General features: G+C 70.3%; 16 protein-coding genes. 8 read left to right on the forward strand and 8 right to left on the reverse strand.

The genetic code is table 11. The annotated features are described in order from the left end of the window. Positions 1-4: 4 nt before the first annotated feature. Positions 5-859 (forward strand): universal stress protein, encoded by an 855-nt coding sequence (locus tag G472_RS0112475; RefSeq protein WP_029008666.1) that lies wholly within the window; start codon positions 5-7, stop codon positions 857-859. Positions 860-965: 106 nt separating this feature from the next. Here the strand turns inward: G472_RS0112475 and rlmH are convergent, their stop codons facing one another. From rlmH to G472_RS0112495, 4 genes are read right to left on the reverse strand one after another with little or no spacing between them, the layout of a single operon-like run. Next, positions 966-1,424 carry a 23S rRNA (pseudouridine(1915)-N(3))-methyltransferase RlmH gene (gene rlmH, locus G472_RS0112480; RefSeq protein WP_029008667.1) on the reverse strand — a complete coding sequence of 153 codons (459 nt, stop codon included), beginning with the start codon at positions 1,422-1,424 and terminating at the stop codon, positions 966-968. Between the two features lie 53 nt (positions 1,425-1,477). Further along, on the reverse strand, positions 1,478-1,888 hold the full coding sequence (gene rsfS, locus G472_RS32835) for a ribosome silencing factor (protein ID WP_342667945.1): 411 nt from the start codon (positions 1,886-1,888) through the stop codon (positions 1,478-1,480). A gap of 5 nt (positions 1,889-1,893) precedes the next feature. After that, positions 1,894-2,550, reverse strand: a complete 657-nt coding sequence (locus tag G472_RS0112490) for a nicotinate-nucleotide adenylyltransferase (protein WP_051340735.1) — start codon at positions 2,548-2,550, stop codon at positions 1,894-1,896. After that, positions 2,531-3,769 (reverse strand): glutamate-5-semialdehyde dehydrogenase, encoded by a 1,239-nt coding sequence (locus G472_RS0112495; RefSeq protein WP_051340736.1) that lies wholly within the window; start codon positions 3,767-3,769, stop codon positions 2,531-2,533. Before G472_RS0112495 ends, G472_RS0112490 begins: the two co-directional genes overlap by 20 nt. Before the next feature lie 242 nt (positions 3,770-4,011). Here G472_RS0112495 and G472_RS40135 point away from each other — a divergent pair, with 242 nt between their 5' ends. The 4 genes from G472_RS40135 (at position 4,012) to G472_RS0112515 (ending at position 6,954) form a co-directional block, all read left to right on the forward strand. Then, positions 4,012-4,887 (forward strand): c-type cytochrome, encoded by an 876-nt coding sequence (locus G472_RS40135; protein ID WP_084536606.1) that lies wholly within the window; start codon positions 4,012-4,014, stop codon positions 4,885-4,887. Between the two features lie 116 nt (positions 4,888-5,003). Beyond that, positions 5,004-5,777, forward strand: coding sequence for an ImuA family protein (locus G472_RS32840; RefSeq protein ID WP_051340737.1), 774 nt, complete (start codon positions 5,004-5,006; stop codon positions 5,775-5,777). Between the two features lie 176 nt (positions 5,778-5,953). Next, the gene (locus tag G472_RS0112510; RefSeq protein WP_029008672.1) at positions 5,954-6,325 is read left to right on the forward strand and encodes a hypothetical protein; all 372 of its coding nucleotides are present in this window, start codon (positions 5,954-5,956) and stop codon (positions 6,323-6,325) included. Between the two features lie 11 nt (positions 6,326-6,336). Next, entirely contained in the window at positions 6,337-6,954 is a 618-nt protein-coding gene (locus tag G472_RS0112515) for a hypothetical protein (RefSeq protein ID WP_029008673.1), read from the forward strand. 64 nt (positions 6,955-7,018) lie between these two features. Here the strand turns inward: G472_RS0112515 and G472_RS0112520 are convergent, their stop codons facing one another. The 3 genes from G472_RS0112520 to G472_RS0112530 form a co-directional block, all read right to left on the reverse strand. Next, positions 7,019-7,828: an NAD-dependent epimerase/dehydratase family protein gene (locus tag G472_RS0112520; RefSeq protein ID WP_029008674.1), complete on the reverse strand. Its 810-nt coding sequence runs from the start codon at positions 7,826-7,828 to the stop codon at positions 7,019-7,021. Positions 7,829-7,832: 4 nt separating this feature from the next. Continuing rightward, entirely contained in the window at positions 7,833-8,249 is a 417-nt protein-coding gene (locus G472_RS0112525) for a MarR family winged helix-turn-helix transcriptional regulator (RefSeq protein ID WP_245593469.1), read from the reverse strand. 149 nt (positions 8,250-8,398) lie between these two features. Then, positions 8,399-9,304 carry a LysR family transcriptional regulator gene (locus G472_RS0112530; protein ID WP_029008676.1) on the reverse strand — a complete coding sequence of 302 codons (906 nt, stop codon included), beginning with the start codon at positions 9,302-9,304 and terminating at the stop codon, positions 8,399-8,401. A gap of 175 nt (positions 9,305-9,479) precedes the next feature. Here G472_RS0112530 and G472_RS0112535 point away from each other — a divergent pair, with 175 nt between their 5' ends. Continuing rightward, positions 9,480-10,472 (forward strand): MBL fold metallo-hydrolase, encoded by a 993-nt coding sequence (locus G472_RS0112535; RefSeq protein WP_029008677.1) that lies wholly within the window; start codon positions 9,480-9,482, stop codon positions 10,470-10,472. Between the two features lie 30 nt (positions 10,473-10,502). Then, entirely contained in the window at positions 10,503-11,591 is a 1,089-nt protein-coding gene (locus G472_RS0112540) for an aldo/keto reductase (RefSeq protein WP_029008678.1), read from the forward strand. A gap of 156 nt (positions 11,592-11,747) precedes the next feature. On the opposite strand, the gene G472_RS0112545 is transcribed toward G472_RS0112540, so the two are convergent. Then, on the reverse strand, positions 11,748-12,686 hold the full coding sequence (locus G472_RS0112545) for a LysR family transcriptional regulator (protein WP_051340738.1): 939 nt from the start codon (positions 12,684-12,686) through the stop codon (positions 11,748-11,750). Between the two features lie 174 nt (positions 12,687-12,860). Between G472_RS0112545 and nadE the strand changes: the two genes are divergently transcribed. Then, positions 12,861-14,366: an NAD(+) synthase gene (nadE, locus tag G472_RS40140; protein ID WP_029008680.1), complete on the forward strand. Its 1,506-nt coding sequence runs from the start codon at positions 12,861-12,863 to the stop codon at positions 14,364-14,366. The last annotated feature ends 60 nt before the right edge of the window (positions 14,367-14,426 follow it).

The following is a 14,426-nucleotide window of genomic DNA, read 5'->3' on the forward strand; positions in this document are numbered from 1 at the left end:
CACCATGGCCAAAGTTCTCGCCTGCACCGACGGCTCCGTCTACGCGGCCTCCGTCTACGATCACGCCGCCTGGGCCGCCGTCCGCCTATCGGCGGGTGTCCGGGTCCTGCACGCGCTGGACCATGCCCGCGACCGCGCCGCGGCCGCCGATCTGAGCGGCAGCATCGGCATTGACGCCCGGGAAGACCTGCTGGAGGAACTCACCCGCCTGGACGAGGCGCGGGGGCGGCTGGCCCGGCGTACGTCGAAGCTGATCCTTCAGGATGCCGGCAGCCGCCTGCTGTCGGCCGGTGTCACCGACGTCACCCTGACCCAGCGGCACGGCTCCCTCGTTGAAACGCTCGACGCCTTCGAGGATGGTGCCGAACTGATCGTGATCGGCAAGCGCGGCGAGGCGGCCGACTTCGCCACCCTGCACCTGGGCGCCAACATCGAACGGGTGATCCGTGCCAGCCGCCGGCCGGTGCTGGTGGCGTCGCGCGCCTTCCGCCCCGTCGAACGCTTTCTCATCGCCTTCGATGGCGGCCCCAGCGCCCGCAAGGCGGTGGAGTACGCGTCCCGCAAGCCGCTGCTGAAAGGGCTGGAGTGTCACCTGGTGATGGCCGGCCGGCCGGTTGCCGGCCATGAGGAGGTGCTGGCCGGGGCATGCGACACGCTGGAACGCAGCGGCCTGACGGTCTGCCCGGCCCTGCTGCCCGGGGAACCGGAGGAGGTCATCGCCGCGCAGGTGGCCGAACGCGACATCGGCCTGCTGGTGATGGGAGCGTACGGCCACTCCCGCATCCGCCAGCTCATCGTCGGCAGCACCACCACGACGATGATCCGCACCTGCCAGGTGCCCGTTCTGATGTTCCGCTAGATCGGATCGCGTTAAATCGGAACCGATTTGACGCGTGAATCCGATCGCTTACCAAAATGCCGGAGCAACATGCGTTTCACATAAAACGCATGTTGCTCCAGGCGGTTCACGCCCGGTGGTACGGGTGTCCCGCCAGGATCTGCTGGGCGCGGTAGAGCTGTTCGGCCAGCATGCCGCGCACCAGCATGTGCGGCCAGGTCATGGGGCCGAAGGACAGCAGCAGGTCGGCGCGGCGGCGCACCGCCTCGCCATGGCCGTCGGCGCCGCCGATCAGGAAGGCCACGTCACCCGCCGACCCGTCGCGCCAGCCGCCCAGGCGGCGGGCGAAAGCGGCGCTGTCCAGGGCGGCGCCGCGCTCATCCAGCGCCACCACGGTTGCCGTGGCGGGGATCGCGGCGAGCAACAGATCGGCCTCCCGCTGCTTCAGCTCGTCGGGGGGAAGGCGCTTCTTCACCTCCACCTCCTTCAGCGTCAGCGGCCAGCTCAGGCGGCCGGTGTACTCGGCGTACAGGTCACGCGCCGGTCCGCCCCGTGACCGCCCGACCGCGGCAAGCCACAGGCGCATGCAGCCGTCCTTCCCTGTCCCGTCTCGTCCTCAGGCCGCGCGGCGGCGGGCGGTCACGCCCACAGCCGCTGGGGCTCGACGGCCGGAGCCTCCAGGCCCCACATCTTCTCGATGTTGTAGAAGCTGCGGACCTCGGGGCGGAACAGGTGGACGATGACGTCGCCGGCGTCGATCAGCACCCAGTCGCACTGGGGCATCCCTTCGATCTCGACGTGGCGGATGCCGATGTCCCGGACCTTCTCGCGCAGGCGGTCGGCCATCGCGGCGATGTGGCGGGCGTTGCGGCCGGACGCCACGATCATGTAGTCGGCGATGCTGGTCTTGCCGGCGAGGTCGATGACCACGATGTGGTCGGCCTGGTCGTCGTCCAGGGACTTCTCGATCAGCGCCTTGAGTTCCTGCGGAACGGGCGCGGGCGGCACCGGAGCGGTGACCGTGTGAAGATGCGTGTTGATGGTTCTCACCTCTGTTACCGGGGTTCCGATCCGCGGGCCCGCGCCCGCCGGATCGCCGTCGCCGAGGCCGGGTGCAGCGGGTTTCTCAGGAACGCCCATGCTGGCGGCGCCAGGGCGGCCAGTTCCCGAACCCGATGTTCGGACACCCGACGACGGGCATAACGCCGGGCGGCCATACCCCCCAACGCACCAAGAGAATAAGTTGGTCGGCTGAAGACCGCAATGGGGACCATACGGAAGATTTTCGTCCAGCGCTGCCAGCGCGGAATCTGCCGCAGGTTGTCGGCGCCCATCAGCCAGACGAAGCGGGTGCGGGGGAACCGCCGCGTCAGCGCCGCCAGGGTATCGGCGGTGTAGCGGGTGCCCAGTTCGCCTTCCAGCAGCGTCGGCACGATGCGGGGATGGCGGGCGGCGGTGCTGGCTTCGGCCAGCCGCTGCGCCGCCGGGGCCATGCCGTCGGCGGGCTTCAGCGGGTTCTGCGGGCTGACCAGCCACCACACCCGGTCGAGCCGCAGCGCCTTCAGGGCGTAGACGCTGATGTGGCGGTGCCCGGCGTGGGCGGGGTTGAAGGACCCGCCCAGCAGGCCGATGCGCAGGCCGGCGTGCCGCGGCCCCGACCAACGGTTCACCGGCCGGTGGCGGGGCGCCGCCTCAGGGCCGGGTCTGCCCATCGCCGCGGACGACGTACTTGTAGCTGGTGAGCTGCTCCGCACCCACCGGGCCGCGGGCGTGGAACTTGTCGGTGGAGATGCCGATCTCCGCCCCCATGCCGAACTCGCCGCCGTCGGCGAACTGGGTGGAGGCGTTCCACAGCACGATGCCGCTGTCCACCCGTTGCAGGAAGCGCTCCGCCTCCGCCGCGTCCTCGGTGACGATGGCGTCGGTGTGGTGGGACCCGTGGCGGTTGACGTGGTCGATGGCGGCGTCCACCCCATCCACCACGCCGCAGGCGATGACGGCGTCGAGATACTCGGTGTCCCAGTCCTCCGGCGTCACGGGGGTGACGCGGGGATCGGCGGCCCGGGCGTCGGCGTCGCCGCGCACCGCGCAGCCCGCGTCCAGCAGATCCTTCACCAGGACCGGCAGAAGGGTGGCGGCGACGGCGCGGTCCACCAGCAGCGTTTCCGCCGCGCCGCAGATGGAGGTGCGGCGCATCTTGGCGTTCAGCACCACCTTGCGCGCCTTGTCCGGGTCGGCGCCGGCGGCGACGTAGACGTGGCAATTGCCGTCCAGGTGCTTGATGACGGGGATGCGGCTCTCGTCGGCGATGCGTTGGATCAGCGACTTGCCGCCGCGCGGCACGATGACGTCGATGTGCTCGCGCATGGTCAGCATGTGGCCCACCGCGGCGCGGTCGGTGGTGGGGACGAGCTGGACGCACGCCTCCGGCAGGCCGGCGGTGCGCAGCCCCTCGGCCAGGCATCCGGCGATGGCGCGCGAGGAATGGAAGCTCTCCGACCCGCCGCGCAGCACCGCGGCGTTGCCCGACTTCAGGCAGAGCCCGCCGGCGTCGGCGGTGACGTTGGGCCGGCTCTCGTAGATGATGCCGATGACCCCCAGGGGCACCCGCACCCGCTGGATGCGCAGCCCGTTGGGCCGCGTCCACTCCGCGATCACCGTGCCCACGGGGTCGGGCAGGTCGGCGATGTCCTCCAGCCCCCTGGCCATCGCCTCGATGCGGGCGGGGGTGAGGGTCAGGCGTTCCACCAGCGGCTCGGCCAGGCCGCGCCCGCGGGCGGCCGCGACGTCCCGGTCGTTGGCCGCCTGGATGTCGCCGGCGCGGGCGCGCAGGGCGGCGGCGGCGGCGCGCAGGGCCGCCACCTTCGCCGGTGCCGGCGTGTTGGCCAGCACCGCGGCGGCGGCGCGCGCGTTGCGGCCGATGGCCAGCATCTGATCGGCAAGGGCGGGGGCGGAGTCCTGAAGCGCAGACACGGGGGATCGTTCCTTGTTCACCGGCGGCGGAAAGGACGGACTGTAGCGAATTCCCCCCGGCAGGCAAAGCGCGCGTGTCCCGCGCGACCCGCGCCCCGGCCGCATGACCGAGTTCGGTCGTCGGATTTGTCGTTGGCGTACGGTCGATTGCTTCTCCAGTGTCTGTCCCGAACACCCGGAAAACGTGGGGAGAGGGAGAGATGAGCACGAAAAAGCGGCACCGTGCCTTCGTAGCGACGGCCTGTCTGGTTCTGGCCGGCTTTGCCGGAGGGGTCGGGGCCGGCGGGGCGGCGGCGGAGACCCCGCTGGAGCGGGGGAGGGTGCTGATGAACGGCATCGTCGCCTGCGGCAACTGCCACACGCCGCAGGGGCCGGGCGGCCCGGTGGCGGGCATGGAGCTGGCCGGGGGCGGCCCGGTGGAGACCGAGGTCTTCACCGCCTACGCCCCCAACCTGACGCCGGACCCGGACACCGGGCTCGGCCGCTGGAGCGACGCGGAGATCATCGCGGCGATCCGCGAGGGGCGGCGGCCCGACGGCTCGCTGATCGGCCCGCCCATGCCGATCCATTACTACCGCGGCATCTCCGACGAGGACGCGGCGGCCCTCGTCGCCTATCTGCGCGCCCTGGCACCCGTCCGGAACGCGGTGCCGAAGTCGGAGTACCGCATGCCCCTGCCGGCCTCGTGGGGGCCGCCGGTCGGCTCGGTGCCGCCGGTGCCGCGCACCGATCCCGTGGCCTACGGCGCCTACATGGCCGGCCCGCTCGGCCACTGTCTGGAGTGTCACACGCCCATGAAGCCCGGCGGCGTGCCCGACACCGACCGTATCGGCGCCGGCGGCATGGCCTTTCCCGGCCCGTGGGGCGTCTCGGTGGCGGCCAACATCACGCCGCACCCCAAGCACGGCATCGGGGCGTGGACCGACCGGCAGATCAAGGACGCCATCACCGGGGGCGTGCGCCCGGACGGCCGGCGCCTGCACCCGCCCATGGCCTACGCCTGGTACGCCACCATTCCGGAGCCCGACCTGGACGCCCTGGTCGCCTATCTGCGCACCCTGAAGCCGCTGGAGTGACGCCGCCGGAGTGATACGGCCGGAGTAAGCTCGGGCATCGGGAGCGGACTCCCCCGGGAGGCCGTGGCATGCTAGAACATACCGGGAACACACCCCCTGTCCCCGGAGGTTCGCCCATGCCCGGTCCGCTCCCGCCATCCGCTTCCGTGCCCGTGCCCACCCCCGCCCCGAAGGCGGCGGTGCTCGCCGGGTTGCGGGCGCGCATCCGGCGGCTGGAGGGGATCGGCGGGGCGGCGGACGGGCGGGTGCTGCCGTTCGGGGTGGCGGGGATCGACGACGCCCTGCCGGAGGGCGGCCTGCCCCCCGGCTGCCTGCACGAACTGATGGCCGGCGACGATCCCGGCGCCGGCACCGCCTTCGCGGCGGCCCTGCTGGCCCGCCTGGCGCGGGCCGGCAGCGGGCCGGCGGTGTGGATCGTGCGCGGGCGCGATCTGCACGCCCCCGGCCTGGCCGCCTACGGGCTGGGGCCGGAGCGGCTGATCGCCGTGCGGGTCCGCCGCGACGCCGAGGCCCTATGGGCCATGGAGGAGGCGTTGCGCTGCCGGGCCGTGTCGGCGGTGCTGGGCGAAGTCGGCCGCACCGACCTGACCGCCGGCCGGCGCCTGCAACTGGCGGCCGAGGCCGGCGGAGTGACCGGATTGCTGCTGCCCCGGGAGGAGCCGCGGGGGGCCGGGGCGGCGGTGACCCGCTGGCGCATCGCCGCCGTCCCCGGCGTTCCGCCCGCCGGCGAACCGGGGGTGGGGCCGGCGCGCTGGCGGGTGGAACTGCTGCGCTGCCGCGGCGGCCGGCCCGGCGCCTGGGTGGTGGAATGGCGCGACGGCGCCTTCGAAGCGGTGGATCCGGTGATCGGGGCGGAGCGGCCGCCGCAAGCCCTTGCCCGCAGCGCGTGAGCGTATCAACCGGGATAATCGGTCTGCCGGATGTCACGTTTGACACAGGATCTTCGCGTTACCTCCCTTGGCGGATGCCGAGTCTCTCGGGTATTCTCCCCACCCGTTCGGGACCCCCAGCCGATCGGATGCGCCGGGGCCGATGCGACCACCGACCGATTCGACGGAGTGCCTTGATGCGCCGCTTTCTATCCGCCCTGCTCGTGGTGCTGCTGGCCTGCGGGCCGGTTCTGCTGCACGCCGCCCCTGCGCACGCCCAGACGGTGACCGAGCCGGCGCCGCCGGCCGTCGCTCCGATGGTGCCGGAGACGGCGGCGGTGCCCCCTTCGGCCGATTACCTGCCGCTCGTCGTCGGGCTCGGCGCCATCGCCGGCGTGGTCGGCTTCAACCTCGTGGCGCTGGGCGTCGGGTCCATTCCGGGCGGGGCCGCCTATGCCGCGGGGATGATGGTGCCGGCCGAGATGTCGGTGGCCATGAGCCGCGTCTACGCCGTCAGCAGCGCCGTCGCCGGCGCCTGGATCGCCCACTATCTCTACAGCGCCGAGTGAGGACGACCACCATGCGCCGCACCCTTGCCCTGGCACTCGCCGCCTCGCTCGCCCTGGCGCCCGCCGCCGTCCACGCGCAGGACGCGGCACCGGCCGCCCCGGTGGCACCGCAGGCCGCCCCCGCCGTTCCCGACACCGTTCCCGAGGCTGCCGAGGCCGCGGCCGCCGGCTGGCCGGTCGACCGCCATCTCATGGCGCTCGGCGCCGGCGCCATCGTCGGCATCGTCGCCTTCAACGTGCTGACCGGCCCGCTCGGCACCGTGCCGCTGGCGGGCGGCGCCCTCGCCGCGGTGCCCTACGACGTGGCGCTCGGCAGCCGCATCCTCGCCACCCTGTCGGCCGGCGCCGGCGCGCTGGGCGCCACCTACGCCTACGACCAGTGGACCGGCCACGAGACCGATTACCGGTACTGGCTGACCCTGGGCGCCGGCGCCCTGGCCGGCGTCGCTGCCGGCAACCTGATGACCGCCGGCACCCTCGGCGCCCTGCCGTACTACGCCGGTGCCGGCGCCGCCTCGGCCGGCGGCGCCGTCGCCTCCTCCGCCACCCAGGCGTTCAGCCGCATCGCCGTCATCACCACGGGCGTCATGGGCGCCTGGGCCGCCGACTGGCTGTACGGTACGGAGTAGGGAGCCGGGTCCCGGTGCCGGGGGCGGAAGGACCGGGCATCGACCGGAACTGCAGCATTGCGTGTCACATCAACCGCTCTTGCCGGGCTTGATAAACGGTTCGGACACCGGGGCGAAAGCCCAGGCTGCGGGCAAGGGAACTGTCCACGTGCAGGTACCAGGGGTTTGAAAGAGGCTCGGCGCTCGATTTCATCCGGGCGCCGAGCATGCCTGAGAGTTCATAGATGGACACCGGCGCTTCGTCCGCGACGTTCACGATGCGCCGATCGAACGCACCGTCCAGCGCCAGCTTGACCGCCGTAGCGACGTCACGATGGTGAATCGTGCTCATTCGTTGCGCCGGATGCCAGGTGCTGACGTGCTTGGGAAGCGATTCGAGATGTCCGTCGCCGTCACCATATACAAACGGGAACCGGATGATGGACCAGTTCAAACCGCTTTCGCGCAGTTCCTTTTCTGCGGCCACCTTGCTCGCCGGATAGGCATGCCGGGGATCGACCGGGTCATCTTCGCGGCCCGGATGTGGATTGTCGTTGTTGTAGACATGGCTGGTGCTCGACATGATGAACCGCGCGTCGGGAGCATGAGCACTCGCGGCGGCAATCAGGTTGCGTGTCCCATCGCGGTTGCTCTTCCAGATGAGATCGGTGTCCTGCGTGCGAAACACCGCGGCCAGATGCACGATGGCTGAAACGCCGCGGACGGCGTTCGGGAGGGTCGAAGGGTCGAGAATGTCGCCGGTCGCTGCCTCTGCACCCTCAGGGCAGATTCTGCCCGCCCGGAGCAGGACACGGCAAGAAAAGCCGGCTTCCACCAACCGCGGAAGAAGTCGTTCGCCGACAAGCCCGGTGGCCCCGGTTATCAGCAGGGTCATCTGCTCAATCCTTTCGCAGCAGGTTTTGCAGTCGTTCGGTCGCCGATCGCAGGACGTGGATGGTCGTGGCCAGATCGGCCTCATCAATGCCGCCGAATGCAGTGTCGTGAATGAAAGAAAGATCAGGAAGTTTGCGCCACAGCGCCTCACCTGCGGCTGTCAGCGTCAGCAAACGCTGACGCTGATCGTCTCCGCTTGAGGTCTGCGCGACCAGGTCTTTGCGGACGAGAGTGGAGATGATGCCGCTTAAGGTTGCCCGTTCAAGGTCAAGTGTGCGTCCGAGGTCACGCTGAACCGTCGGGCCGTTGTTCGCGAGATGCCAGAGGACGTACCATTGCGTGGCTCCCAGATCGTAGGGCCGCAAGGTCGCATCCATGAGGGCGCGGCCCGCGAAGTAACACCGCTTCGTCCACGCTGCCACGGAAAGGTGCTCCGGGTTTGCCTGATCCCCCATGTGAAGGCCCCTTCAATTCGTTCGCTACCATACAATAATTGCAAGGTAGCGAACGAATGTCAAGGATGGGCAGGCCCGACCCGTGCCGTTGCGCGGCGAGCCCGGCCGGGGCGCCGTCACGTTCGGGCCTGCCAGTCGTAGCTTCTGATGTAATCGAGAAAGGCCCGCATGGCAGCGCTCGGGAGGCGGCGGCTGGAGTAATACAGGAACCAGTGCGGCAAAATCGGGCTCCAATCGGAGAGAAGCTCCACCAGCCGGCCGCTCAGGATATGGGGTTTGGCGTAATCATCGAGAACATGGGCAATTCCCCTGCCGGCCAGCGCCGCCTGCAGTTCATTATGCGCTGTGCTGACCGTCAGGCGCCCCGTGGGTGCGATTTCGATCTCTTCGTTGGCATCGGCAAATCGCCATGTGGCGAGGGTGCCGCCCGGAAACCTGCGCTTGACGCAGTCATGGCTTGCAAGATCCTGCGGCACCTGCGGTTTGCCCTGCCTCTCGATGTAGTCCGGTGAGGCGACGATCGCATACCGCAGCGCCGGTCCAAGCGGGAGCGCGATCATGTCCTGCGCCAGTTGCTTGCCGAATCTGACGCCGGCATCGAAACCCTGCTCGACGATGTCGATGACCGCCGCATCGCTGACGATTTCAATCTTCACCTGGCGATGGATATCCATGAAGTCGAAGACCAACGGGCAGAGAAGATGATCGACCGCGGGCGCCGGCGCATTGATCCGCAAGGTTCCGGACGGACTCTCCCTCAACTCGTCGACCTCCGCGATGGCGAGCCGGATCTCACTCAACGCAGGGGCGAGACGTTCGAGGAGGCGCTGTCCGGCCTCGGTCGGCGACACGCTCCGCGTCGTCCGATTGAGGAGTCGAATGCCGAGAGCCTCTTCCAGGGCGTTCATGGTTTGGCTCAGGGCCGACGAGGAAACCCCGCGCTCGAGCGCCGCGGCGCGGAAACCGCCGCAGCGGACGATGGACGCGAATACGTCGAGGCTGTCGAGGCGCACCGGGGTCATTGCGAAGTTTTTCTAATCGAGCTGATCATATTTGCGCAGCTTATCAGAGCAATGGCCCTCTGTCATGGTTGGCAACGCGAACCGTTGCGCTCTTCCCGCTTCCATTCACCGGTCGGATCCGGCCCCGGTCGGACTGACCGAAGCGCGAGGGTGCCCAGCCAGGAAGGGACGACCCATGAATGCCTTCACTCTCAACCGACGCGCCATCATGCTCACCGCCGTCGCGGGCGCATCGAGCGTGTTCGTTCCGGGTCCGGGCGGCTCGGGCCGTGCAATGGCGCAGACGGCGCCCTCGCCGAGCGGCAACGCCGGTCACTACCGCTTCCGCGTCGGCGCGATCGGAGCGACCGTCCTGAGCGACGGCGTCATCGGCGGCCCGCCTCGCGTCTATGCCAGCGACGCGCCCGAGGTGGAGCTTCAGGAGGCTCTGCGGCGAGCCTTCCTGCCGTCCGACCACATGACGCTCAACCTGAACACGCTTCTGATCGAGGCCGGCGGCCGGCGGATTCTCCTCGAGGCGGGCGCCGGCACCACGATGGGTCCGAACGGCGGCCGCATCTTTGAAAACCTGGCGGCGATCGGCCTCGGGCCCGCCGACATCGATGCGATCGTCGTCTCGCACACCCATCCCGATCATGTCGGCAACCTGAGAACCGCAGACGGCGGCAAGGCTTTTCCCCGTGCCCTGGTTTTCGCCCCGAAGGCGGACTGGGATTTCTTCGTCCGCACCGACCCGGATCTTTCCTACATGCCGGTGGCGGAGGATTTCCGCGTGCGCTTCGCCGCCGCCATCAAGAGCAGCCTCGAACCGGTCAGGAACGACGTCGAACTCTATGAAGCCGGCGCCGAGATCGTGCCCGGCCTCACGACGATCGCCGCCGCCGGACACACGCCGGGCATGGCGACCTTCCTCGTCCATTCCGGGGACGATCAATTGCTGCTGACCGCGGACCTTGCCTATCACCCGGTCGTCAACGTCGACCGGCCGTGGCTGCCCGGCCCGGACCGTGACAAGGATACGGCTCTCGCGTCGCGCCGGCGCATCTTCGACATGGCCGCCACCGATGGCATCCCGGTGCTCGGCTTCCATTTCCCCTTCCCCGGCCTCGGCCGGATGCTCAAGACCGACGGCGGCTACGCCTGGGTTCCCGCCAACTGGCAGTTCTGACAAAGGCTTCCGAGACGCAGGAGACATTTCATGGACCAGTCGAAGATCGATCGGCGCGGCTTTCTCGGAACCATGGGTGCGGCGGCGACCGGGTTGGCTCTGGCCGCCCCTGCCGTCGCCGTCGCGCAGACAACGGGTGCGACGTCCGCGGCCCCGGCCTCGGGTGCCGGTCCCGAGGTGCTCACCCGCATCGTGCCGCGCACCGGCGAACGGGTCACCATGCTCGGCCTCGGCACCTTCCTCACCTTCGACCTGAAGCCGGGGGATCCCCGCGCCGACCTCCGGCAGGTCTTCGAACGCTACGTCGCCGCGGGTGGCCGCGTCGTCGACACCTCGCCTCTCTACGGCTCGGCCGAGGTGAGCGTCGGCCAGTTCATGGGCGAGTTCGAAGGATCCGACGAGATGTTCCTCGCCAACAAGGTCTGGGCCACCGGAGAATATCTCGGTGATGAAAGCCACGCCGAGGAAAGCTTCCGGCAGTCGCGGCTGCGGACCTGGCGCAACACCATCAATCTCATGCAATGCCACAGCATCACCAACGCGCCGGTCATCGTCCCGCTGATGAAGGCGTGGAAGCGGGAAGGCCTCATCCGCCATGTCGGCGTGACCCATCACGAGTCGGCGGCGCAGGACCAGTTGCTGGCGATCGTCGAACGCGACGACGTCGATTTCATCCAGACCAACTACTCGATCTTCAACCGCGACGCCGAGCGCCGCCTGCTCCCGGCTGCAGCCGACAAGGGCGTCGGCGTGCTGATCAACCTGCCGCTCGAAAAGGCACGCCTGATGAAGGTGGTCGAGGGACGGTCGCTGCCGGATTTCGCGCAGGAATTCGGCGCGACGAGTTGGGCGCAGTTCTTCCTCAAATGGGTCATGGCGCATCCCGCCGTCACGAGCGTGCTGTGCGGCACTTCGAACCCCGACCATATGAGCGACAACGTCCGGGCGATGACCGGTCCGCTTCCCGACGCGCGCATGCGCGCCCGCATGGTCGCGCACATGGAGACGATCCCCGGCTTCGGCTCCATCGGCTCCATGCCCTGGTACCCCGACAAGGAGAACATGTATTTCGGTCTGATCCGGGAGGCACAGGCCAACGCCGCGCGGCGCCTGCGATGACCTCGCATACCGTCGGCAATTGATCACGTCCATCAATTGCCGCCGGTATCACAACCATTCGGAACGAGATACCGGTGAATTCAGGGCCGGGAGCGCGGTGGACCCGATCGGCGGGGCCACCGGGGAGGCGGAACCGGGAATGCGGAAGGACCGGAATCAGTCCGCCCCTTCCGCCGCCTGACCGCCCTCGATCAGCGCGCCGGCCCGTTCGACCAGGAAGCGGCGCAGGCTGGCCTGCACCGGCAGGGCCGGCGTGTGGCGGCGCTGCGCGACATACCAGGAGCGCATCAGGGGCAGCCCCTCCACCGCCGGCGTGCACAGCAGGCCGCCGCTCAGCTCCAGCGCAATGGTGTGGCGGGAGATCAGGGCCACGCCCATGCCGGCCATCACCGCCTGCTTGATCATCTCGTTGCTGCTGGACGTCATGGCGATGTCGGGGACGAAGCCGGCGGCGCGGAAGAACCGCTCCATCAGGGCGCGCGTGCCCGACCCGTCCTCGCGCACGATGAAGCGCTGGCCGGCCAGGGCCGCAAGCGGCAGCGGGCCCGGCGCGCCGGCCAGCGGGTTCGACGGGGCGGCGATGAGCACCGTGGGGTGGGGGGCGAAGGGGGCGGCGTCCACCTCCGCGCCGTCGGGCGGCGCACCCATCACGGCCAGGTCCACCTCGCCCCCGGTCAGCGCCTCCAGGATGCGGCGCCGGTTGCCGTCCTGCAGCGTGATGGTGACGGCGGGGTGGTCGGCCTGGAAGCGCCCCATCAGGTGCGGCACGATGTAGGTGGCCGTGCTCACCAGCCCCAGCGTGACGTGGCCGCTGCTCACCCCCTTGAGCGCCTGCATGCGCTGGTCGGCGGCGGTGAGCGTGTCCAGCACCATGCGGGCGCAGGGCAGCAGCTCGCGCCCGGCGTCGGTCAGCACCACCCGGCGCCCCACCCGCTCGAACAGGGGGAAGCCGCTCAACCCCTCGATCTGCCGGATCTGGAACGAGATGGCGGCGGGCGTCAGGTTCAGCCGCTCGGCGACGCGGGCGAAGGACAGGGTGCGGGCCGCTTCCACGAAGATCTGGAGTTGCCGGACGGTCGCGTAGCGCAGCGTCATCGTGCAGGGGTCCCTCGTCAGGAGCGGCGGAGCGTCGCGACCGGCTACGCTGCCGGACCGGACCGCCGGTTGCAAGACCGGGGGCGGGACGTTTCCGGCCTGCGGCGGGCCGTCCGGCCGATTCCCGTGTTGATCTTCCCGTGGACAGCAACGGCCAAGGGGGACCCGACCGCCATGACGCTTCAGGACAGCATCCTCGACCTCAGCCGGCAGGCCCGGATCGGGCCGCTGTCGCCGTGGCTCGCCCGCCGGTTCGAGGAGCAGGTCGCGCGCGGCCTGTTCCTGCCGGAGAGCGAGCTGGACACCGTCGGCACCCGTCTGGTCGCGGACCTGGCCGCCTACCGCGCGCAGGCGGGGGTGGGGACGGCGGTGCTGGGGATGTCCGGCGGTGTCGACAGCGCGCTGACCGCGGCGCTGCTGAAGCGGGCGGGCTGGCGGGTGGTCGGCTACACCCTGCCCATCGAGCAGGCCCCCGAGGAGACCGAGCGCGGCGTCGAAGCGTGCCGGGCGCTGGGGCTGGAGCACCTCCACCTCGACCTCTCCGACCAGTACCGCGCGCTGGTCGCCACGCTGGGCGGGCTGGACCCCGACCTGCCCGGGGCGGGCGATACCGCCCGGCGCATCCGGCGCGGCAACCTGCGCGCCCGGCTGCGGATGATCACCCTCTACGACCAGGCCCACCGCTTCGGCGGCGTGGTCGCCTCCACCGACAACCTGTCGGAGCTGGGGGCCGGCTTCTGGACCCTGCACGGAGACGTGGGCGACATCGCCCCGGTGCAGTCGCTGCTGAAATCGTGGGAGGTGCCGTGGATGGCCCGCGCCTATGGCGTGCCGGAACGGACGTGGCGGGCGACGCCCACCGACGGGCTGGGCATCGACGCGGGCGACGAGGCGCAGCTCGGCGCCAGCTATCTGGAATGGGACGTCATGGTGTTCGCCATCATGGACGCCGCCTTCCGCGACCCGGACCTGACCGCCGACGCGCTGCCGGAGCGGCTGGGGCTCCTCGGCGACGAGCGGGCTGCCCTGGTCCACCGCAACGTGATGACCCGCCTCGGCCGGACGTGGTTCAAGCGCGTCAACCCGATCCGGCTGGAGCATCCGATCGACGATCGGTTCACGGCGATCGACACCCTGGACGCCCGCTTCTTCCGCCCGGCCGTGCTGCACTCCGACGCGGGATGGTTCACGGTGCCCGCCGACGCCACAGCCCTGGCCTGCGCGCTGGTGGAGGCGTGCAAGGCGTCGGGCGACCGGGTGGTGACGGCGGAATCCTGCACCGCCGGCCTGATCGGGTCCACGCTGGCCGCCGTGCCCGAGAGTTCCGACGTGGTGGAGGGCGCCTTCGTCACCTACCGCACCGAATTGAAGACCGATGCCCTGGGCGTGCCGGCGGACCTTCTGGACCGCCTCACCCCCTACCATCCCGAGGTGGCGCAGCGGATGGCCGAGGGGGCGCTCGCCCGTGCGCCCGGTGCCACGCTGGCGCTGGCGGTCACCGGCGTCGGCGGCCCCGGGCCGCGGTGCGGCAAGCCGCCCGGCCTCGTCTACATCGCCGTCGCGCGCCGCGGCGCTGCGGTGCGGGTGGAGGAGCGGCGGTTCGAGGGCACACCGAAGGAGGTGCTGGCCGCCACCCTGCGCGCCGCGCTGGCCCTGGCGCTCGACCGGTTCGCGGGGTGATCCGCCGGCGATCGTTCGTGCCGCAATTGTTCCTGGCTCCCCGTTCGCCCACCGTATAAG

This window comes from Azospirillum halopraeferens DSM 3675 (assembly GCF_000429625.1).
Lineage (GTDB): Bacteria > Pseudomonadota > Alphaproteobacteria > Azospirillales > Azospirillaceae > Azospirillum > Azospirillum halopraeferens.

Coding starts and splice junctions, on each gene's coding strand:
- G472_RS0112510 (WP_029008672.1), top strand. CDS start 5,954: ATGCGCCGCTTTCTATCCGCCCTGCTCGTGGTGCTGCTGGCCTGCGGG.
- G472_RS0112475 (WP_029008666.1), top strand. CDS start 5: ATGGCCAAAGTTCTCGCCTGCACCGACGGCTCCGTCTACGCGGCCTCC.
- G472_RS0112545 (WP_051340738.1), bottom strand. CDS start 12,686: ATGACGCTGCGCTACGCGACCGTCCGGCAACTCCAGATCTTCGTGGAA.
- G472_RS0112540 (WP_029008678.1), top strand. CDS start 10,503: ATGGACCAGTCGAAGATCGATCGGCGCGGCTTTCTCGGAACCATGGGT.
- G472_RS0112490 (WP_051340735.1), bottom strand. CDS start 2,550: ATGGGCAGACCCGGCCCTGAGGCGGCGCCCCGCCACCGGCCGGTGAAC.
- G472_RS0112535 (WP_029008677.1), top strand. CDS start 9,480: ATGAATGCCTTCACTCTCAACCGACGCGCCATCATGCTCACCGCCGTC.
- G472_RS0112530 (WP_029008676.1), bottom strand. CDS start 9,304: ATGACCCCGGTGCGCCTCGACAGCCTCGACGTATTCGCGTCCATCGTC.
- G472_RS32840 (WP_051340737.1), top strand. CDS start 5,004: ATGCCCGGTCCGCTCCCGCCATCCGCTTCCGTGCCCGTGCCCACCCCC.
- nadE (WP_029008680.1), top strand. CDS start 12,861: ATGACGCTTCAGGACAGCATCCTCGACCTCAGCCGGCAGGCCCGGATC.
- G472_RS0112520 (WP_029008674.1), bottom strand. CDS start 7,828: ATGACCCTGCTGATAACCGGGGCCACCGGGCTTGTCGGCGAACGACTT.
- G472_RS40135 (WP_084536606.1), top strand. CDS start 4,012: ATGAGCACGAAAAAGCGGCACCGTGCCTTCGTAGCGACGGCCTGTCTG.
- G472_RS0112495 (WP_051340736.1), bottom strand. CDS start 3,769: ATGCTGGCCATCGGCCGCAACGCGCGCGCCGCCGCCGCGGTGCTGGCC.
- G472_RS0112515 (WP_029008673.1), top strand. CDS start 6,337: ATGCGCCGCACCCTTGCCCTGGCACTCGCCGCCTCGCTCGCCCTGGCG.
- rlmH (WP_029008667.1), bottom strand. CDS start 1,424: ATGCGCCTGTGGCTTGCCGCGGTCGGGCGGTCACGGGGCGGACCGGCG.